The 20,039-nt window shown below is 39.4% G+C and carries 21 protein-coding genes and 1 pseudogene; 9 read left to right on the top strand and 13 right to left on the bottom strand.

The window, feature by feature from the left end:
- Positions 1-3: 3 nt before the first annotated feature.
- On the bottom strand, positions 4-897 hold the full coding sequence (gene truB / locus M5121_RS04560) for a tRNA pseudouridine(55) synthase TruB (protein ID WP_249570483.1): 894 nt from the start codon (positions 895-897) through the stop codon (positions 4-6).
- 136 nt (positions 898-1,033) lie between these two features.
- On the opposite strand from truB, the gene M5121_RS04555 reads away from it, so the two are divergent.
- Together M5121_RS04555 and M5121_RS04550 are read left to right on the top strand one after the other, a co-directional pair.
- Positions 1,034-2,077, top strand: coding sequence for a lipase secretion chaperone (locus M5121_RS04555; RefSeq protein ID WP_249570482.1), 1,044 nt, complete (start codon positions 1,034-1,036; stop codon positions 2,075-2,077).
- Between the two features lie 105 nt (positions 2,078-2,182).
- Complete coding sequence (locus M5121_RS04550) at positions 2,183-3,154, top strand: esterase/lipase family protein (RefSeq protein ID WP_249570481.1); 972 nt, start codon at positions 2,183-2,185, stop codon at positions 3,152-3,154.
- Positions 3,155-3,212: 58 nt separating this feature from the next.
- Here the strand turns inward: M5121_RS04550 and rplS are convergent, their stop codons facing one another.
- The 12 genes from rplS to ispH all read right to left on the bottom strand — a co-directional run bounded on the left by rplS (position 3,213) and on the right by ispH (position 14,531).
- Positions 3,213-3,584, bottom strand: a complete 372-nt coding sequence (gene rplS / locus M5121_RS04545) for a 50S ribosomal protein L19 (RefSeq protein ID WP_004660214.1) — start codon at positions 3,582-3,584, stop codon at positions 3,213-3,215.
- A 196-nt stretch (positions 3,585-3,780) separates the two neighbouring features.
- A complete protein-coding gene (gene trmD, locus M5121_RS04540) occupies positions 3,781-4,521 on the bottom strand; it encodes a tRNA (guanosine(37)-N1)-methyltransferase TrmD (RefSeq protein WP_249570480.1) in 741 nt (246 codons plus the stop codon).
- Positions 4,522-4,566: 45 nt separating this feature from the next.
- Positions 4,567-5,115 carry a ribosome maturation factor RimM gene (rimM, locus tag M5121_RS04535; protein WP_249570479.1) on the bottom strand — a complete coding sequence of 183 codons (549 nt, stop codon included), beginning with the start codon at positions 5,113-5,115 and terminating at the stop codon, positions 4,567-4,569.
- Positions 5,116-5,131: 16 nt separating this feature from the next.
- Positions 5,132-5,389, bottom strand: coding sequence for a 30S ribosomal protein S16 (gene rpsP / locus M5121_RS04530; protein ID WP_249570560.1), 258 nt, complete (start codon positions 5,387-5,389; stop codon positions 5,132-5,134).
- A gap of 149 nt (positions 5,390-5,538) precedes the next feature.
- Positions 5,539-5,967: a type IV pilin protein gene (locus tag M5121_RS04525; RefSeq protein WP_249570478.1), complete on the bottom strand. Its 429-nt coding sequence runs from the start codon at positions 5,965-5,967 to the stop codon at positions 5,539-5,541.
- 4 nt (positions 5,968-5,971) lie between these two features.
- Entirely contained in the window at positions 5,972-6,517 is a 546-nt protein-coding gene (locus M5121_RS04520) for a type IV pilin protein (protein ID WP_283772259.1), read from the bottom strand.
- Complete coding sequence (locus M5121_RS04515; RefSeq protein WP_502798269.1) at positions 6,495-10,580, bottom strand: PilC/PilY family type IV pilus protein; 4,086 nt, start codon at positions 10,578-10,580, stop codon at positions 6,495-6,497. The genes M5121_RS04520 and M5121_RS04515 overlap by 23 nt, the downstream gene beginning before the upstream one ends.
- 86 nt (positions 10,581-10,666) lie before the next feature.
- On the bottom strand, positions 10,667-11,464 hold the full coding sequence (locus M5121_RS04510; protein ID WP_249570476.1) for a type II secretion system protein: 798 nt from the start codon (positions 11,462-11,464) through the stop codon (positions 10,667-10,669).
- Positions 11,461-12,408 (bottom strand): PilW family protein, encoded by a 948-nt coding sequence (locus tag M5121_RS04505; RefSeq protein WP_249570475.1) that lies wholly within the window; start codon positions 12,406-12,408, stop codon positions 11,461-11,463. The genes M5121_RS04510 and M5121_RS04505 overlap by 4 nt, the downstream gene beginning before the upstream one ends.
- Before the next feature lies 1 nt (position 12,409).
- Positions 12,410-12,925: a type IV pilus modification protein PilV gene (gene pilV, locus M5121_RS04500; protein ID WP_249570474.1), complete on the bottom strand. Its 516-nt coding sequence runs from the start codon at positions 12,923-12,925 to the stop codon at positions 12,410-12,412.
- On the bottom strand, positions 12,925-13,440 hold the full coding sequence (locus tag M5121_RS04495; protein ID WP_249570473.1) for a pilus assembly FimT family protein: 516 nt from the start codon (positions 13,438-13,440) through the stop codon (positions 12,925-12,927). The genes pilV and M5121_RS04495 overlap by 1 nt, the downstream gene beginning before the upstream one ends.
- A 140-nt stretch (positions 13,441-13,580) precedes the next feature.
- Positions 13,581-14,531 (bottom strand): 4-hydroxy-3-methylbut-2-enyl diphosphate reductase, encoded by a 951-nt coding sequence (gene ispH / locus M5121_RS04490; RefSeq protein ID WP_249570472.1) that lies wholly within the window; start codon positions 14,529-14,531, stop codon positions 13,581-13,583.
- Between the two features lie 102 nt (positions 14,532-14,633).
- Here ispH and gmk point away from each other — a divergent pair, with 102 nt between their 5' ends.
- The 7 genes and pseudogenes from gmk to M5121_RS04455 form a co-directional block, all read left to right on the top strand.
- A complete protein-coding gene (gmk, locus tag M5121_RS04485) occupies positions 14,634-15,257 on the top strand; it encodes a guanylate kinase (RefSeq protein ID WP_004660188.1) in 624 nt (207 codons plus the stop codon).
- 70 nt (positions 15,258-15,327) lie between these two features.
- Positions 15,328-15,606: a DNA-directed RNA polymerase subunit omega gene (rpoZ, locus tag M5121_RS04480; RefSeq protein WP_004660187.1), complete on the top strand. Its 279-nt coding sequence runs from the start codon at positions 15,328-15,330 to the stop codon at positions 15,604-15,606.
- A gap of 209 nt (positions 15,607-15,815) precedes the next feature.
- On the top strand, positions 15,816-17,924 hold the full coding sequence (locus M5121_RS04475) for a RelA/SpoT family protein (RefSeq protein WP_249570471.1): 2,109 nt from the start codon (positions 15,816-15,818) through the stop codon (positions 17,922-17,924).
- A 172-nt stretch (positions 17,925-18,096) separates the two neighbouring features.
- Positions 18,097-18,486, top strand: a complete 390-nt coding sequence (ridA, locus tag M5121_RS04470; protein ID WP_004660185.1) for a deaminase RidA — start codon at positions 18,097-18,099, stop codon at positions 18,484-18,486.
- Between the two features lie 172 nt (positions 18,487-18,658).
- Positions 18,659-18,853 carry a bacterioferritin-associated ferredoxin gene (locus tag M5121_RS04465; RefSeq protein WP_004660183.1) on the top strand — a complete coding sequence of 65 codons (195 nt, stop codon included), beginning with the start codon at positions 18,659-18,661 and terminating at the stop codon, positions 18,851-18,853.
- Between the two features lie 266 nt (positions 18,854-19,119).
- The gene (bfr, locus tag M5121_RS04460; protein WP_249570470.1) at positions 19,120-19,584 is read left to right on the top strand and encodes a heteropolymeric bacterioferritin subunit Bfr; all 465 of its coding nucleotides are present in this window, start codon (positions 19,120-19,122) and stop codon (positions 19,582-19,584) included.
- A 93-nt stretch (positions 19,585-19,677) separates the two neighbouring features.
- Positions 19,678-20,039: pseudogene (locus M5121_RS04455) on the top strand (IS701 family transposase); the annotation flags it as partial.

The following is a 20,039-nucleotide window of genomic DNA, read 5'->3' as shown; positions in this document are numbered from 1 at the left end:
TCCTTATAAATTCAATAAACGTTTTGGCACTAATCGTTTTTTATCTGTAATTTCAGCTAAGCCCAAACAACGATCACCATTAAACACTAACACTTCCGCTGCCGCCTCGTGATCGATATTACTTTCTTGTCCATTACCAAAATATTTTTCGCGTCCCTCAGGAAGCTGTACACGAGGGAAATGCTCAACGGGTGCATAGACAGGTAGCAATAAAGCATCCCGTTGTTCAAGTGACAAACTTTCCAAATATTCAATGGTATAGTTTGGATCAATCTCAAAATGCCCTGTTTGAACGCGGTGTAATTTTGTCAAATGTCCGCCACAGCCCAAAGCCTCACCAATATCCTCCCCCAACACACGGATATAAGTTCCTTTTGAACAAGTCACATCCAGAGTTAAGCTATCTTCGGTAAAACTCACTAATCGTAGCTCAAAAATCGTAACGGGACGTGCTTCGCGCTCAATCTCAATTCCTTGGCGCGCTAACTCATACAAAGGGCGACCTTCTCGTTTCAGTGCCGAATACATGGGTGGAACTTGCTGAATATCCCCACGGAATTTTGTTAATACCTGCTCAATAGTTTCTTCAGTCAGTTGCGGCACTGCTCGTTGCTGTAAAACTTCACCTTCAACATCACCCGTAGCAGTTGTTTGTCCAAGTTTTACTGTTGTTTGATAACGCTTGGTAGAATCCAATAAATAATGCGAAAACTTGGTTGCCTCCCCTAAGCAAATAGGTAATAAACCTGTTGCAAGCGGATCTAAAGCACCTGTATGTCCTGCTTTCTGTGCATTAAAAAGTCGACGTACTTTTTGCAATGCCGAATTAGAACTTAAACCCAAGGGCTTATTAAGCAAAAAAACACCACTCAGATGGCGATAAGAACTTTTTTTCATAAATGAAAAGTCAAAGTATAAAACGGTATTTTATCAAAACTATTCATCGGGTTTTTAAAAATTAAACGCTCAAAAAAAAACACTTATGATAAATTTATATTAGTTTCCGAAATTAAAAGCAAATGGATTATGCTTAATGAATAAAAATGGAAAAAAAATAGCATTATTATGTAGCTTATTGATCATTTCAGCAGTCACGCTGAGTGTATTGTATTGGTTATATCCTCAAGATCAGCAGTCACGGTTCAAATCAACTGCTCAATCCAGCGGCACCTCCAATTCAGCAGAACATTCTGAAAATTTAGGGCAGGCACAAGCACTTGATGCAACATTCAACAGCACAAGCCAGCTCGATACTGAAATCAACTGCAAACTACAGTTTAATGCATCACAAAAATTAGTGGTGAATGAGCTGACCCGAAACTGCTTTGAATATTTCATTTCCCAATATGGCGAACGGAATATTGATGAAATCCGTCAGAGTTTTCAGCGCTATATTGCCAAGGGTTTTCAGGCATCGGAGCAACAGCAGATTTTAGCCTTGTGGTCACGCTATGTAGATTATCGCAAAGAGCTGAGTAAATTACAGGTGCAACAGCCTGCTCAGGAAAGCTATCAATATTTCCAGACTGTTTTTAATGCCATGCATGATTTAAAACAACGTTTCTTTTCAAAGCCTGAAATAGAAGGCTTATTTGGCGCTGAGGATATTTATCAGCGATATACGCTCGACCGTATGCAAATTTTAGAAAATAATGCACTGGATGCTGGAGCAAAAGCGAAACAATTACAACAACGCTTTGAACAACTTCCTCAGGATTGGCAAGACAATCTTAAGGATTTATCCAAACTTGATGATTTGCACTCCTTAACTGCACAAATCAAGGCCAGAAATGGTTCAGCGCAGGAACTTCGGGATATGCGGGTCAATCTGGTTGGAGAGGCAGCCACCCAACGTTTAGAGCAGCTTGATCAACAACGTTCTGACTGGAAGCAACGCGTACAATCCTATCTGGATGAACGTAAAACCATTATGGACAGCAATATGAGCACTTCAGCCAAGGATCAAGCCATTCAACAGCTCAAACAACAACAGTTCCAGTCTCCACAGGAACAGCAACGTCTACAAACATTTGAAACGGTTCATGACCAAGGAGGCATCTTACCTTTTAGCAACTAGAAACACGTAATACAAGACATTGAAATAATGCGATTTAGCAAGGATGCAATGTCAGTTCGCAAGAACATCAAGACCCTGATGAAAACAAAAATTGAGAGAAATATCATGCAAAAACTAATCCGCTGTCTTGCACTATCCATGATAGCAATGGGCGTATCAACAAGCTACGCATCAAACGCAACACAAGTTACAGGTACGGCCTCCTCTACTTATGCTAAAACCAAATACCCAATGGTTTTTGTACATGGAGTGGCAGGTTTTTCACGCGCAGGAAGTGATCCATTAGGCGTTGATTATTGGCATCAAATTCTTCCTGACCTTGCTCGTAATGGTGCAAATGTATGGGCGACACGACTTTCACCTTTTAACTCAAATGAGGTTCGTGGTGAACAACTCGCGCAACAAGTTGAAGAAATTATTGCGATTACTGGACAACCTAAAGTTAATTTAATTGGTCATAGCCAAGGCGGTCCAACGATCCGTTACGTGGCTGGCATTATGCCGAATAAAGTTGCATCATTAACCAGTGTAAGTGGCACTCATAAGGGTTCACCTGTCGCTAGTTTAATTATGAATGTAGATGGTACTGTCTTAGGTACAGCTGGCTCTGCCGTCGTGAACTTTTTCTCAGGAGCGATTACATGGTCACAAGGACTTGATCCAAAAAGCTATCCTCACGATGCTTTAGCTGCTGGACGTAGTATTTCGGTAGAAGGTTCAACCAAATTCAATACACGATTCCCAATGGGCGTACCAACTACAACATGTGGCGAAGGTAATTATCAAGAGAAAGGAATATATATGTATTCATTCTCAGGGACTCAAGCAGTCACAAACATTCTTGACCCTCTTGATCCACTATTTGCAGGTACGAGCCTAATTGTCGATATTAAAGGAGATAATGATGGTATGGTAAGCCGTTGTAGCGCTAAGTTTGGACGTACGATCAGAGATAATCTCCCTTGGAATCATGCAGATGAAGTGAATCAGGTTTTAGGTTTGAAATCACTGTTTGCACCTGATCCAATTGATATTTATCGTCAACATGCCAATCGACTAAAATTACAAGGACTATAGAATAGCCATAAAAAAATGCGCCAAAGGCGCATTTTTTTGCTTTACAACAAAGTTAAAATTAACCTTGTTTACGAGCTGGTAACTTTTCACGAATACGTGCAGCTTTACCAGACAACTCGCGTAGGTAGTAAAGTTTAGCACGACGAACGTCACCACGACGTTTCACTTCGATTTTAGCAACGATTGGAGAGTGAGTTTGGAAAACACGCTCAACACCAACACCGCTAGAGATTTTACGAACTGTGAAAGCAGAGTTTAAACCACGGTTTTTCTTCGCGATTACAACACCTTCAAATGCTTGAAGACGCTCACGGTCACCCTCTTTTACTTTAACTTGAACGATAACAGTGTCACCAGGAGCAAAAGCAGGGATATCAGTTTTTAACTGTGCATTTTCAACAGCTTGAACTAAAGGATGTTTACCACTCATTGTGGAATCTCCAATATGTGCGGGAGAGAAGAGGTCTCTTACACCGCTGAGGATAGAGGCTAAAACGCATATCGCTCGTTTAACTTTCCCTTTAAAGCAAAATTACCCTAAAGAGCCTATTTTCAACTTAAACTCAGTTTAAGTAGTAACTCGAAGCAAAGCTTCTCGTCTGTTGCAAACACAAACTTCTAACAGTTTAGTCTTGCGAATTTTTAAGCCATTTTTTTTGCTGTTTAGTCAACTCAACTTTTTCCACCAACTCTGGTCGACGATCTAAAGTTCGTTGATAACGCTGCAAAAAACGCCATTTCTCAATATTGGCATGATGTCCTGATTTCAGTACCTCAGGCACATCTAACCCTTCGAAATGGTCTGGCTTGGTATATTGTGGACAATCCAGTAAACCATCCACAAAAGAATCTTGGATCGCAGATTGCTCGTCAGACATGACATTTGGCAATCGACGAATAATACTATCAAGCAACACCATCGCTGGCAGTTCACCACCCGATAAAACGTAATCCCCAATTGACCATTCTTGATCAACATAATGCTGGATTAAACGCTCATCGACGCCCTCATAACGCCCACACAATACAATCAAACCATCATAATCAACGAATTGTTGTACTGCCTGCTCATTCAAGGTTTTGCCTTGCGGTGACATATACACCACTGGGGCATGAACACAGCCTGCTTGTGAAGCAAGTTGTTTGGCATGATTAATTGCTTTTGCCAAAGGCTCAGCCATCATCACCATACCTGGGCCACCACCGAAAGGACGTTCGTCCACCCGTCTGTAATTGCCCTCAGCAAAATCTCGTGGGTTAATGCAAGTCACTTGCACGATGTCACGCTTTGCTGCACGTCCGCTAATCCCGTACGCTGTAATCGCTTCAAACATTTCAGGAAACAATGTGATGACTGCAAAAAACACCGCAGACTCCTCTATTTTCCTGCTGCGCTACTTTCCCTAAAAGGATTAGTAGTCTACGCCCCAATTGACGTAAATACGACCAGCTTCAAGATCAACGCGTTGTACCACATCTTTATGCCAAGGAATCATTCGCTCTTCAGCATCAATACTGTCAGGGGTCGCTTTGACAACCATGACATCATTGGCACCTGTTTCAAACAGTTCATAGATTTGACCGAGATTGACTTCTTGTTCTTCATCATCAAGACCTAAGACTGTTAGACCTTTAAGATCAGACCAGTAGTACTCGTCTACATCTGCTTTAGGAAGCTGAGATTTGGCAATCCAGATATTTGCACCAACTAAGTTTTCTGCACCCGTGCGATCATTCACGCCTTTTAATGCAACAACCAAGCCTTTGCCATGTGGTTTCCAACGTTTTACATTTATGGTTTGCCAACCTGCATTGGTCTCAATGTACCAAGGCAGGTAGTCAAACATATTGCTCATAGGTTCTGTATTAGAATAAACCCAGAGCCACCCATTCAATCCATAAGCTGAACGTAACTGTCCAATCTGAATACGATCTTCTGGCACATTCTGTGTTGATGTCATGGGCTACCTACGACAATTATGCAGTAGTTGCAGCTTTTTTAGCTTGAGCAGCTAAAGAAGCAACGCGATCTGAAGGTTGAGCACCTTGAGCAACCCAGTGAGCAAAACGGTCAGTATCTAAACGAACTTTTTCAGCTTTACCTTGTGCAGTTGGGTTAAAGAAACCAATACGCTCGATGAAACGACCATCACGTGCATTACGGCTATCAGTAACGATGATTTGGTAGAATGGACGTTTTTTTGCACCACCGCGCGCTAAACGAATAACAACCATGAGAACAACCTTATAATTTTTACGGATTATCCCTGCGCCGACCATCGGCAGCACTTCAAACCCCTTTCATAGAGGGCGATATTCTACGTTATATTTGCTCTGAAAGAAAGACTAAATTAAAAGTTATCCACAGTTTTGAATTTTGTTTTTTAACTGCCAGTCCAATCTGTATTAGGAGCAGGAGTACATGTCGTAGCCTTAATCCAACATTTATATCCTTTATTATTTAAAACAATATCTCCATTTCCTGCTTGGATACCGGTTGTAATTGGTGATGCAGTTAATGTCCAAGAAGAGTTATTAGATGCAATATCTAATTTAATTGTATATTGCGCTGTTCCCGTTAAAGGATAGCTCTCTGTGAATGTACCATTTTTTAATTTTGCATTCGCATATGTACCTTTAGCCGATTTATAATTTTCAAGATCTCTATAAATCAATAACATTTCAGTCTGGACATCAACTCGATTGGTTTTTTTCACATAATTCTGATAAGAGGGATATGCAACAGCAGCTATAATACCAATTATTGCTACTGCAACTAACATCTCTATTAATGTAAAGCCTTTATGAATCATAATCTCACCACGCTGACGAATTTGAACCACAAGATGTATAGGTTATATTGCTAGTATTTTTACAGCGTAGCCCCTGACTCGTCATCAAAAAATTATAATTTTTAGGATCATTAACTGCCAATGCTTGAATACTCCATCCTCTACCAGCAGCAGAACTATCAGTTAAAGGCTTTGTTGTATCCTGTAAATCACGGATCGTAATTTTATACTTTATAGCAGAGCCAGTTGCATTCAAAGGCAATATAATTTCCGTAAGGCTTGGAGCATTAGCATCTGTGCTGTAGATATAATTAGGATCAAATTTACGATAGGTAAAATTTTTAGCCTTATATCGTTCTAATTGCTCTGCAATTTTCTGCATTTCTTGTTCAGCACTAGAAGCTACACCCTTACGCACCTGATCTTGATAGCTAGGTATACCAACTGCGGCAATAATTGAAAGTATAAAAATTACAACCATAAGCTCTATCAGTGTAAAACCCACCTGATCTTGGTACCCTCGGTTAGAGGGTACTCCGCCGATATCATCATTTTGTTTGTGCTGTAACATAACGTTCATACCACCGTATTGGATTTAATAGTCGTTTACATTCCCAAGTACCCTTACCTTCTGTATTACCAATGAGTGTAAGACTTCCACAACTGTTTGGAGATGGATTTGAACCGCTAGGTGGTTTAGGTCCTAATGTAATTCCTCGGATACCAATACCAACTACATTCAAATTTTTACCGCCTGAGATTCGGAATCCAGTTTCTGCTTCTGCCGTACTATTTTTCTTACCATCACTATTAAGACATACACCAAAAGGCAAGCAGAACTGTTGAATATCCGTTTCACCAATGATTCGTGGCTTACAAGGATCTTGCACCTCCACACCAGTACCTTGAGGGTCATAAACGGGAACGTATAAATAGTTCGTTATGGCCATCGGCTCTTCTTCAAATGCCTTAATACCACCAGCTGTACGACCGCTCACTTCTGAGCCAGTATAATCACTTGATAAGGAACGGTACCAACCTTCTTTTCCTCCACCAAAAAATACTGTTGCAATATCACCAGATAAGTTCTGAGGATTCTGTTGTAAAGAACTTAATGCAATATCCTTCGTTTTCAAGTCACCATCAACAACCTGATTTACACCTGCTGAAGCCACATTCAGTTTCTTATTAATGAAATCTCGGTCAATTAAACCAAAAACCTTATTGGTTGGACGTCCAGTTAATGCAGCAGAAGGCAACATTCCTTCTCGACCTACGGTTGGACTCACATCCAATGGTGTACTTCTATCGCCAGAAGCAATACCAACTAGAATAAAAGTATTAGTGCCAGAATCATGAATAGTGATCGTTGGCGGCTGGTAAAAACGAGGTTGATTACCACTCGCAATCGTATCACTTCCTAGATTTGCTAGTCTTACAACACGCAATGCTAAATTACTAGTCGGAGTATCCTTGGCATTATTTAAATCCACTCTGAAAACTTGCCCACCAAGATCACCAACATACAGATGATCTACCAAGCCATCCGCATCTCGATCGAGCGTACTTATACGACTCACAATACTATGCTTCATATTTGAGTTATTTATATTGGCACCAGAGGAGCTAGCCCACCATAAACGCTTACCAGTTTGAGCATCAATAATGTAGATTGCATTACCTTGCGCTTCAGTCTTATTACAGCCACCACCATATTCAGTTGGATTTGCATTCCCCAATCTAAATTGTGGATTCTCATAACACGCATCATATCCACCACCAACAATCATCACTCTAGTGATCTTGTTGTTATAACGAATATTTGCAAGTACTGGTTTAGACCATGTTTGCCCCATTCTGCTATAATCGGCTAAATCACTACCAACTCGGAATAAGAATTTAGGGGATTTAGGCGTTAAGACATCTAAACCGTAGTAACTTTCCCCTCCCATACGCATTCCACCATAAACATTCATTTGTTTCGCAATTACAGATGATGCTGAGGATGTGCTACTAAATTTATATGCTGAATCAGCAACCCAAGCTCCATCAACACCATAAGTAAGACTACCCGGCTCACTACGTCTTAATGCTCGGGATGCATCTTTATTTAGGATATCAGCCGGAAGGAAAACCATTTGTTCCGCGCCCGTCTGAGCATCTACAATACGTAAACCGCCTTCCATACTGGCATAGAGTACAGATTGTTGTCTTGTATCTGTGAGATCGCCATTTGCGTCTAAATCACCAGAGTAAGTAAGCTGTACTGGATAGGAATGAATACTTGCGCCCATGGATACAAATGGATCTTTAGGTGGAGTTAGAGTTGCAGGCAATGTTGTTGTTGTTGCTAAGTCTAAGTCATATCCCAAATAGTTAAGTAATCTGACTTTGAGACTTAACGAAAGATCTTTCAGAACATTTTTGTTCTTAAAATCATCTAATAATGTGGTGCTACTAGTGGTTGAATCCTGACTAGAAATCGTTAATAGGCTGCTATTTGGTGTTGATGTTTTAACTATAGCACCATTATTAACACCAGCAATATCAGTCACTACTGTTCTAAATGTACTTGGAGAAGTCACTGTAGGTAAACGTAATTTTTCATATACGCCACCCTTCTCTATCAAACCTTGATCAGATAACGCTGTAGTATTCCAAAGATCCTTGGTATCTTTATTTAATGCACCTAAAGCCGTGAATACAGTTTTTCCGCCATCCTTTAAGGCACCATCAATAATATTATATTTTTTCAAGTTGCCCTGCCAAATCAGATAGTTCTTACCTGGCTGAGGTTTTAATGCCCTTAAATAACCATAAGGTTGAAAACCATTAGGGTTCAAAGCATCTACAGGGACAGAAATAGCACCCGTTGACAATGGATCTGGTGGGTTTGCACCAAGTGAGTTAATAAATTGCACAACACTTTTAGTTACATCATCAGATGTTGACGCTTGGAAAAATCCACCATTTCCATATCCACCATCATAGTTATAACCATCACTTCTTGCGGTTCCACTGGTATTCGCTGTAGGACTGCTGACAGCTAAACTTCCCCCATAGCCAGGAGAACATTTATCATTCGGAGCAGCACCCGTTAAAGGATCGTTATAAGCCCGTGAACTCATTCGACAAGCATTTTGTGTATCAACACTTGAGGTCTGTTCAATATTAGAAGTAAAGAAAGTACTACCAAAGCCTACAAATGCTGTTTGAATTGAGCGTCCTTTAGGGTTCTTAGACGGGTTAAATAATGATTTTGCATATGCCCCCATACAGTTCCATGCACTATTTGCATCATTCTGATTTGGTAAATCAGTTGAACACTGAAATGCAAGGCTTCCTAAAGATTTCTGCATCAATGCACTAGCACGATCATTACTACTTGAATTTGCGGCGCCATCAGATAAGAAATATACACCCTGACCATCACAACTCGCCTGATTTGCTGGTAATGGTGATTTATACTGCGCATCCGCATCCGTCGCAGCTCTATTGACTACAATATCAGGGTTACTTAACGTATCATTTAACTTAGAAGTTGGAGTACCACTATCACCATTCACGACAGTATAAGGGTAGTAATCTCCCGCATAGAATTCGTTAGTACTAGGATATGAATCTATCCAACCCCCTGTGGGTTTGATAACTGGTTGATTCGTCCAAACAGGGTTGTTTGAAACTGTATCCGTACTTGTCCCAGTGGTCTGTGTTGGACTATTACTCCATCGGCTACAAGTTTGTGTACTGGTATCTAAATTCACAGAGCTATATCTACTACAAGTATAAACATAATAGGTATAAGTATAGGTATAGAGCCTTTTGGAGGAACTATAACTAGTCGTATAACTTTGACTTAAATACCTTGTGTACCTTTTAATATTATAATTCTGTTCTGAATAAGTGGTTGTCCCCATTAAATATGAAGCTGCTTCAGCATACGCATGGGCAGAAGGTGTTCCATTATTTGCAGTTAATCCAGCAATTGCAGTTTTTAGTGCCGTCCGCTGCGTACTCCCCACATCACCGAGTTTTTTTGATGGGACTAATATCTGAGCAGTTTTACCATCACCATTTGCTGAGAAGTTACCGACCCCCACAAAGGTTTCCGACAGACTTGCCTGAGCATCTGTTCCTGTTACAAACCTCCTCGCATCGGTATCTGAGCTATTTAATAACGCAAACATACCATCTTTGAGTCGCGTCAGACGATCATAACAACGATAGCCAGTTATTGAAGTTCCAGTTGCACCAAGCGGTTGTGCTTCACAACCAGTCACGCTATTTGTTACCGCTGTATTTGCATTTGCTTTTGATACATAACAGAAGTTGCGATCATAATCTGGAGTTGTACCTGCTTTTACAGAATACAACTTACCATTTGAATAGCTTGTACCTGAAGTGATCGTATTTAGACCTGCACAAACTCCACCATAATCATCATAGATAGCAAATCCAGACGAGTTACCATTACTATATCCAGCCCCATACCCCATGGATCCAGATGTATCCAACATCATTACAATTGTCTTTTGACCTGCTGTTGGGGATGCATAAATCTGCATATCAGAAGCTTGCGCCACTGATGATAAAACTAACAACCCGCTTAACGTCGTCGCACAGGCAACAGCTATAGGACTTAACTTAAACCTATAATCTCTGATTTGAATAGAGGGTTTTTTCATTTGTTTTTTCATCTCAATATCCTCTTAACCCACTCTCAAGACGTTTTAGAAAAAATTGTCTGTAAATTAAATTCTTGTACCTGACTAATTACAGGCACACCCAAATTTGATAAACAATCTGCTGCTGTCGTAAAACCGACAGTCGTTTTATCCAAGTTGTCATTAATATATCCAGGGCTTGTTGCATCTTTTCCAATACAAGCTTGTGCAGCTTTAATATCACTCGCAAAACTTGGCAAAATGGCAGTTGTAGTGACACGAATACGTTGTTGCTCAACCATATTTTTAGGAGTCATGGCACCTTCAGTTAAATTACTTCCTCTACCTAAAGTAACGCCAGGAGGTAGTGTTTCTAAATCAATTGGATCAACAGGAACTTTAACCGCCACTTGTGTTACTACAGCTTCACGCTTACTTCCAAAATCTTTAGTTAAATCACAGAAACCTGAAGCCCCACCATCAGCGACTGTCGCTTTTGCATCTTTTGTTGCAGGCGGGCGTAATGTCGTCACATTAAAAGCTGCACCAAACTTTTGCGTCGAAGTCGGTCTAAAACAAAAAATATATTCATTTCCTGGTTCAATTTTATTATCACTCAGTGCGTAGCCTACTGCTCCACTTAAATCAACCATAGTCGATAAATCACTGGTATAAATCTGATTAATTGGTGTATCTGCTGTCTGGCTTAGAAATTGATTAACCTGAGCATTAGTCGCTATATTCAAAGAAGTCATTGCAACACGTATAGCTAATACTCCAACAATCGTGATAATGAGTAGCGTAAATAAAGTCGCAATTAAAGTTACACCCTTTTGTTTAACTGAAGAAATCATATTTTTTCTCCTAAACCATTTCGTAACGATACAATCGTATTGTATTCACGTCTGAGGTATTTAGTCTTTGTATCTTTTGGTGTAACAGTTCCATTAGAAAACTGTAGAGGTTGCTCTGGATCAATATAATTATTTTTTGTGTCATCTTTAGAGCGGACTAAAACAGACATCTTAATAGAAACGACTCTAGGTACACTTTGAGCAGGAACAGCTGTTCGTGCTGCTTTGGCTGCTGCAATATATTGATCAAATGTATAGTAAGCAAAAGTTGTTGTTGTTTTTGTGCCTAATAAGAACTGAACCTGATCAACTCGAGGCATAATTACTTCACCAGCCCCATTAAAATCTTGTATATCAGTGGCTAATTTAGGCCAACCAGTAACATCACCTCTATTTGCTTTTGGTTTGTTTGCATCACAGACTAAAGCGTAATCTGTTGCACTACCACTCGTATCTTGTCGCAAGAAATATCGTTGAATAATATAATCACCGGCAAAAACCAAAAGGCCTTCGCAGTTCACCATATCATTTGGAGCTAAAAACTGTATAACTAGTTGATCGCTTTTAGATTCATTTACATTAGACACACCACTATTTGTCGTACTAACTGCATTTGAAATACTAAAAGGCAAATTTGAAGTACTGGAACCACTGGTTAAAACAACGCCAGCATAAGGAACGACATCAGTTAATGCTGGTTGATTTATATTTCCATAATTTGCTAAGCGAATATCACGTGCAATATAGTCTAAACCAAAGACACCGCTATCTTGCAACTCCGAACCAGCTTGCTGTAATCGTGTATTAATAATTCCACTTGTAAATAGTTGTAATGCTGCACCAGTAATAATTAAACCTAGACCCAAGGCCACAACTAGCTCAACTAAGGTAAAGCCAACTTGGGCTTGAATTCTTGATTTTGAATAAAAGCTTTGTCTTGTCATTTTAATAAGCCTCCATCATCAAGCATCTTGAAAACATTACATAAACACCACTATCACTCATACATTTACTATAGTCCGTAGCCTTTAACTCAGTATCATCCCATGCAGCAAATAAACATTGTCTTTTTACTTTCCCTGCAGCACCAGGACAGTTTGTCATCGTTATACTTATGCCCAACGCTGACGCAGAACGAGCGACTTGATAAGCATCATAAGTGGCTATTTCATTAAAAGTACAGGTCGCGTTAAAACACGATTTTGGCGCGCTTTTTCCTTGAATACTTACATAACTTTGGATAGCTGTGGCATATGAACTTTGACCACCATTATTCGCCCTCATACTTTCCGTAAGGCTGCGCAAGAGAACAGTTGCTTGGGAACGAGTCAAAGCTTCATTACTTGCATCTACTGCACGAAGTTGCAGAGCGGTATAACCTAGAACACCTATAGCGAGTAAGACCAAGGCGACTAACACTTCTACCATTCCAATACCCAACTCGCTCGTTTTTAGTTTCATTAGCAGGTTCCTTGACTTTGGCTTACAGTTCCCAAAATTGTTATTGAAACAATCTTAGAAGTTCCATTGGAACAAAATACAAATTTTTTTATTCTATTGGAGTCTGTTATATCATTTAATGAGGTATCCAATGTTCCCGTAGGAGTAATTACAGCACCTTTAATTGCGCTTGTAGAATCAACATTAGCTTTATTAGGTATACTGACCATAACTACGCGATTTTGACTAATATATTTATTCCCATCTGCACCAGAAATTGCAGTTTCTACACAACTTTTTGCAGTAACTTCACTACCGTCAGCTTTTTTGTTTGGACAAACAACAACTGTAGCTCTCATTGCCGAAGCACGCCCTCTAGCCTCATTCAGCCCAACTGACATTAAACGAGTAGCTTGATTTAGCTGTTGAGTTGCTATCATTTGTACAAAAGAAGGTGCGGCAATAGCTGCAACGACAGCTAACACCGCAATCGTCACCATCAACTCTATTAAGGTGAATCCTCGATTGTTCCCCATCGCTTTACACCTAGTTATCCAAATTCCCTTACTCTATATTAAATCTTATTTTTACAGAACCAATACAAAGCAGATAAACTCCATAAAAAAACGGATAGGCTGTACCCTATCCGTTTCTAGTTCACATTTTTCTATAGGAATTAGGCTTGTATCACCTGAATACGCAACTCTTTAGGTAAGCTAAACGTAATATTTTCTTCTCGTCCATCCAACTCTTTAGGAGGGGTTGCACCCCAATCTTGTAACCGTTGAATCACTTGTTTAATCAGTATCTCTGGTGCAGATGCACCTGCAGTCACACCGATTTTACTTTCCTGCTTAAACCATTCTTTTTCAAGCTGATCAGCATTATCCACGAGATAAGCAGATTTACCCATCCGCTCGGCTAGCTCACGTAAGCGATTTGAATTCGATGAATTCGGAGAACCTACCACCAACACTACATCACATTGTTCCGCCAAATCACGTACCGCATCTTGACGATTTTGAGTGGCATAACAAATGTCATCTTTCCTCGGACCTTGGATCTTAGGAAATTTAGTTCTTAAGGCATCGATGACCTTAGCCGTATCATCAATCGAAAGCGTCGTTTGAGTGACAAATGCAACTTTATGAGGATGCTCAACCACCAAAGCGTCAACATCTGCTTCATCTTCAACCAAATAAATCTTTCCACCACCAGATTTATCATATTGCCCCATTGTGCCTTCAACTTCAGGATGCCCCTCATGCCCGATTAGAATAGCTTCAGTGCCTTCACGAGCATATTTAGTCACTTCGATATGAACTTTGGTCACCAATGGGCAAGTAGCATCGAATACTTTTAAACCTCGACGCTCTGCTTCTTGTTGTACGGCTTTTGATACACCATGAGCACTAAAGATTACGATTGAATCGTCAGGAACTTGATCCAGCTCATCCACAAAAACAGCACCACGCTGACGTAGATCATCAACCACAAACTTGTTATGCACCACTTCATGACGAACATAAATTGGCGGATTAAAACATTCTAGTGCCCGATTGACGATTGCTATCGCACGGTCAACACCAGCACAGAAACCTCGCGGATTGGCCAATACAATTTCCATAACATCCTCTCTTATCACCTGAATATTTATGCCAAACTATTTCGTTTAATGGCACGCTACACTACAATAGCCAAGATATTTTATCATATCAGGAAAAATATCATGTCGGGTCTATTGTTTGTCGTTTCTGCGGCATCAGGAACAGGCAAAACATCTCTCGTTAAAGCCCTACTCGATCGAGTCAGCAATTTACACGTTTCTGTCTCTCATACTACACGTGGTCAACGCCCTGGTGAACTTGATGGTGTTCACTATCATTTCACTGATACTGAAACTTTTTTAGCTCAAGTAGAACAAGGTGGTTTTATTGAGTATGCAGAAGTATTTGGTAATTACTACGGTACATCTCAAGCCAAAGTCAAAGAACAATTACAACAAGGTCATGATGTGTTACTCGAAATTGACTGGCAGGGTGCCGATCAAGTTCGTCGACTTTTTCCTGAATCAAAACAAATCTTTATCTTGCCGCCAACTCAATATGATTTAAGACAACGATTGTCTAATCGCGGAACAGATTCAGTTGAAGTAATTGAACATCGTTTAAGTTGTGCTGTAGAAGATATGCGTCATTTCGCAAATTTCGATTACATCATCATCAATGATGATTTCAATAAAGCTGTTCATGATTTAGAAGCAATTATTACAGCAAATCGTTTAGTTACCTTACAGCAAAGTGCTCGTCACCAGCAATTAATTGAAAAGTTAATCACCCTTAATCGTGAATAACTTGAGTCTTATTTAAAAGCCTTTTATACTATTTAGTCTTTTCAAATGTAATGTTCAAACGAGACAACTTATGGCACGTGTAACCGTTGAAGATTGTTTAGACCACGTAGATAACCGTTTTGAGTTAGTACTGGTAGCGAGTAAACGTGCACGCCAATTAGCACGTCAAGGTATGGAACCAACTGTAGAATGGGATAATGATAAACCAACAGTCGTTTCATTACGCGAAATTGCGGCAGGTCATGTCACTAAAGAAATTTTGAAACAACGCGATCAAGATTATCAGACTTCAAATCTTGATATGGTGTTGTCTACAAACTCATTAAATTTAGAAGGTTTTTCTTTCTAAATTTAATTTGCTTTGTGCAAAAGCCCATTGTGAAGACACTGGGCTTTTTTGTTTCTTGAAAAATCAGCGCCATATTGGTAAAAACAATATATTTCATTGAAAAAATTTACGAGTTTTTCTAATGAACAAATTGACAAGTTTCACAATATGCTTTTCATTAGAAGCTAGTCTTATTTATTCCTGAATTCATGTTATAAAAGGTGTTTTCTATGCCAGGCGAAGAGGTCAGCCAAGCCAAGCAACAACTCAAAGTCATCATTGAAGCCTATCTCAAAGATAGCGAAATTCAGTGTGTGCTTGCTGCCTGTGATTTTGCCGATTTAGCGCATAGTGGTATCACTCGAAAAAGTGGTGAACCTTATGTACTGCATCCTATAGCTGTAAGTTGCATACTTGCACATATGCGCTTGGATGCCGATACTTTGATGGCAGCCTTATTACATGACGTTATTGAAGATACCGCATTTACCAAAGATGAAATCGGACAAAAATTTGGAATAGTTGTCGCCGAATTAGTCGATGGTGTAACAAAATTAAGCCACTCCAGTGATAAAGAATATAACAAAGCCGCTTCTTTCCGAAAAATTCTGCAAGCAACCTTACAAGATCCTCGTGTCATTATTATTAAATTAGCCGATCGTTATCACAATATGACGACCTTGGATGCTTTACGCCCCGATAAAAGAGCACGTATTGCACAAGAAACTTTTGATATTTTCGTACCGATGGCACGTTTGGTTGGTATGAATGAGATGGCTGATAACTTGGAACATCTCTGTTATCAAAATCTTGATCTTGATATGTTTAACGACGTACAAGCAGCCCTACTTGCAACAAAACCAAAGCGCTGTGAATATCAAACAGTATGGGAACAAAAACTAACTGATTTATTAAAGACATACGACTTAAAAGGCCGTATTAAAAAGAAAAACAATAATATTGAATTGCTACGCCATTTTGTAAAAAATGAAATAGACTTAAATGAATTAAGCCACAGCCATGCCTTTGAAATTATTTTAAACAGCATTGCTGATTGTGATCGCTTCGTCGATGCACTCAAAGAGAACTTCCAAGTTTTACAATACAAAGATCACATCCGACGTCCACTTCCAGGTGGCAACCAATCGTTAATGATCAAATTAAAAGGTGAAAAAACAACATTATCTTTGACGATCCAAACCGAATTAATGCGTAAAGCTGCTCGTTTTGGTGTAGTACTCGGAGAGAATGCACCTCAAGCATGCCGTTCGGCAATTCAAGCTTCGATGCAGAACCTAAATACGCTCATAGACAGTGATTGTGCAAAAACCACTTTTAGCGATTTACTTGATTATTTACATCAGGAAAAAATTTGGGTCTATACGCCGCATGGTCAATTACATGAGCTTCCTCAAGGCGCCACTGTCGTTGATTTCGCCTACTCAGCTAGCCTATTTTTAGGTAATCATGCCGTTGGCGCAAAAGTGGATGGTGAAATTCGTCCTCTTTCAACCCCATTGCATAGCGGACAAGTAGTTGAAATTATCACAGACGTATTAGCAACACCGAATCCAGATTGGCTCAGTTTTATTAATACTCAAAAAGCACGCCGTGCATTACAAAATTTGTTAAGAGAACAAGACATTGATGAGCAACGTCTTGTCGGTCAGCAAGCACTTAATCGCGCTTTAAAACTATTTCATCGCTCTATAGATGACCTTTCAGCAGAAGACTGGATTAGTGTACTTGAGTGGCGACATTTAGCTAATAAAGATACGCTATTTGAACAAATCGCAGTTGGGGATTTATTACCTCAATTGGTTGCCAATCATTTATTTGCTCAAGATTATCAATCTCAGCATCATGAAACTTCTGATCGCTTGATTTTAGGAACTGAGGGTGTTGATGTAAAATATGCACATTGTTGCAATCCTGTGCTTGGCGATCCAATTCAGGGACATTTATCTCGACGTGGTTTAATCGTACACCGTTCACGCTGCCGTAATTTACTGCATGAACAGCACCTCCATCCTGAAAACATTATGCCTTTACACTGGCAATCAGAAGAAATTGATGATGTTCGCTTTAGTGCTTTCTTATGTATTCATATGACGATGAGTGACGAACAAATTTCTGACCTGATTTATCAATGCCGAAAGGCCAAAACAGGCGTAGAAATGGTCTATTCACAAGACCAGAAAACCTATGTGAATATAGTCGTGAGCAATCGAAATCAAATTGCCCAAATTATTCGTGATTTACGCATGCATTTTGGCTTCCCACGGATTGAACGCTTAAATATGCCAATCGCCCAACCAGAGGTTGCAAAAGTCAGTTAATCGTTTAATACACGATGTTCGCCCAGACCTAAAATTGAAAGATTCCTTATTCTTAAAGCTAATGAATCATTTGCAAACAATTGCGACTAAACAGTATTCGACCGTTTCGGAGCCAAACTTTTGTGTTAAAGTCACATTGTTTAAGATAGAAACAATGACATAGGAGAGCTTAATGTCACGTCAAGTTATTCATACTGAACACGCCCCTGCTGCTATCGGAACATATTCTCAAGCAATTCTTGTTGGCAATACGCTCTATCTTTCAGGTCAAATTGGCTTAGACCCATACAGTATGGAACTTGTAGAAGGTATTGAGGCTCAGATTCGTCGTGTATTCGACAATCTAAAAGCAGTATGTGCAGCCGCAGGTGGCAGCTTAGCAGATATCGCTAAATTGAATATCTTCCTTACAGATCTTTCTCACTTCCAATTGGTGAATCAAATTATGGGCGAATATTTTGCCCAGCCCTATCCAGCTCGCGCAGCATTAGGTGTCGCAAGCCTACCTAAAGGCGCACTAGTAGAAATGGATGGTATTGTTATTATTCCAACACAGAATTAAATACGATATTTATCAAATAGATAAAATAAAGAAAGAATACTACCGATCAGGTGGTATTTTTTTATTCAAATTCTCAATAAAAATATATTCACTCTAAGAATGAAATTCATTGACAAACGATAACAATTATCAATAATATCAATTATCGCATTAATATTTGTGGATCACTCCCATGTATGTCTGTTTATGCCGTGGAATCACAGATCAAGATATCAAAGACGCTGTTGCAAACGGCGCTGAAAGTTATCGTGAAATTCGTGATTTACTCGACTTAGGCACTTGCTGTGGTCGTTGTGCACCCGAAGCCCGTTCTATTATTAGTGATGAGCTCGCAGAAATAGCTGCTCGTATTTCAGTTGCTGCATAATCTAAATTAATCCAATATCTCAACAACCTCATTTAACGATTTGTTTACGACTACACCGCTTCTTGTCGAACTTTAACCATTCCTCAGATAAGCGGTTTTTTTTATTTCAGTTATTCACTTTAGTACGAATCCAAAATGCTTTTCGTATTTTGATTGTGATTTTCATTTGCCGTTCTATAATTTACTCGTCAGATTATTATTTGTTGATTAAAATCATATAAATTGCCTTAAAAACTAGGGCATCATGGTGTTATGGAGTAAGTGCAATGAAAGGCAATCGTGAAGTCATTAATCAACTGAATCAGGTGCTTTATCACCATTTAACTGCAATCAACCAATATTTTTTACATTCCCGCATGTTTAATGACTGGGGAATTGAAAAACTTGGCTCCGCTGAATATAAAGAATCAATTCGTCAAATGAAGCATGCGGATAAGGTCATTGAACGAATCTTATTCTTAGAAGGCCTACCTAATTTACAGCATCTAGGTAAATTGTATATTGGGCAACATACCATCGAAGTCCTCAATTGCGACATTCGTAAAGTAAAAGAAAACATTGAAGCGATTAAACAAGCTGTTGAACTTGCTGAAGCACAACAAGACTACGTTACACGTGATTTAGTTCAGGAAATTTTAGAGAAAGAAGAAGAGTATTGGGATTGGCTCGATACACAACTTGATTTAGTTGAAAATGTTGGCATCGAAAACTATATCCAAAACCAAATTTAAAGCATGTCATCTACTTTATCCCTTAAAAGATAAAGTATAGGACTTACGCATTGACGGATTCAAAAAAGTACTAAAATACTTTATAAAGTATCTGTGATCAGACGAATTAAACATGCTTCTACAGCAACTTGTACTCTACCCATTTATATGGGCTTTCTCATGACAGAACCGAACTCTATTAGCTGCACACAACTTGCCGAGACTTATAATATCTCGCATGATAGTGTAAATCGCTTTCTAGAGCGTGAAGATTACACACCTCACGACCTATATCAAGAATCAATTCAACATATTGATAATAACAAACTTATAGTCAGTATTGATGATACTGTTTTAGATAAACCATATAGTCAACATATGGACTTAGTTAGTTATTTTTGGTCAGGCAAACACCACCGATCCGTCAAGGGTATTAATCTCATTACCTTGTATGCGACAGATCAAAATGGTCAAAA

It is taken from the genome of Acinetobacter sp. ANC5681 (assembly GCF_023488045.1).
GTDB lineage: Bacteria > Pseudomonadota > Gammaproteobacteria > Pseudomonadales > Moraxellaceae > Acinetobacter.
Note: the sequence above shows the minus strand (reverse complement) of the source record. Positions and strands in the feature narration are given on the sequence as shown.

Excerpts from the sequence above, each read along its gene's own strand:
- ispH (WP_249570472.1), bottom strand. The coding sequence starts at position 14,531 with ATGGAAATTGTATTGGCCAATCCGCGAGGTTTCTGTGCTGGTGTTGAC.
- M5121_RS04520 (WP_283772259.1), bottom strand. The coding sequence starts at position 6,517 with ATGTTACAGCACAAACAAAATGATGATATCGGCGGAGTACCCTCTAAC.
- M5121_RS04510 (WP_249570476.1), bottom strand. The coding sequence starts at position 11,464 with ATGATTTCTTCAGTTAAACAAAAGGGTGTAACTTTAATTGCGACTTTA.
- ridA (WP_004660185.1), top strand. The coding sequence starts at position 18,097 with ATGTCACGTCAAGTTATTCATACTGAACACGCCCCTGCTGCTATCGGA.
- M5121_RS04550 (WP_249570481.1), top strand. The coding sequence starts at position 2,183 with ATGCAAAAACTAATCCGCTGTCTTGCACTATCCATGATAGCAATGGGC.
- bfr (WP_249570470.1), top strand. The coding sequence starts at position 19,120 with ATGAAAGGCAATCGTGAAGTCATTAATCAACTGAATCAGGTGCTTTAT.
- rpoZ (WP_004660187.1), top strand. The coding sequence starts at position 15,328 with ATGGCACGTGTAACCGTTGAAGATTGTTTAGACCACGTAGATAACCGT.
- M5121_RS04465 (WP_004660183.1), top strand. The coding sequence starts at position 18,659 with ATGTATGTCTGTTTATGCCGTGGAATCACAGATCAAGATATCAAAGAC.
- rimM (WP_249570479.1), bottom strand. The coding sequence starts at position 5,115 with ATGACATCAACACAGAATGTGCCAGAAGATCGTATTCAGATTGGACAG.
- rpsP (WP_249570560.1), bottom strand. The coding sequence starts at position 5,389 with ATGGTTGTTATTCGTTTAGCGCGCGGTGGTGCAAAAAAACGTCCATTC.
- gmk (WP_004660188.1), top strand. The coding sequence starts at position 14,634 with ATGTCGGGTCTATTGTTTGTCGTTTCTGCGGCATCAGGAACAGGCAAA.
- rplS (WP_004660214.1), bottom strand. The coding sequence starts at position 3,584 with ATGAGTGGTAAACATCCTTTAGTTCAAGCTGTTGAAAATGCACAGTTA.
- M5121_RS04495 (WP_249570473.1), bottom strand. The coding sequence starts at position 13,440 with ATGGGGAACAATCGAGGATTCACCTTAATAGAGTTGATGGTGACGATT.
- M5121_RS04525 (WP_249570478.1), bottom strand. The coding sequence starts at position 5,967 with ATGATTCATAAAGGCTTTACATTAATAGAGATGTTAGTTGCAGTAGCA.
- M5121_RS04475 (WP_249570471.1), top strand. The coding sequence starts at position 15,816 with ATGCCAGGCGAAGAGGTCAGCCAAGCCAAGCAACAACTCAAAGTCATC.
- truB (WP_249570483.1), bottom strand. The coding sequence starts at position 897 with ATGAAAAAAAGTTCTTATCGCCATCTGAGTGGTGTTTTTTTGCTTAAT.
- pilV (WP_249570474.1), bottom strand. The coding sequence starts at position 12,925 with ATGAAACTAAAAACGAGCGAGTTGGGTATTGGAATGGTAGAAGTGTTA.
- M5121_RS04505 (WP_249570475.1), bottom strand. The coding sequence starts at position 12,408 with ATGACAAGACAAAGCTTTTATTCAAAATCAAGAATTCAAGCCCAAGTT.
- M5121_RS04555 (WP_249570482.1), top strand. The coding sequence starts at position 1,034 with ATGAATAAAAATGGAAAAAAAATAGCATTATTATGTAGCTTATTGATC.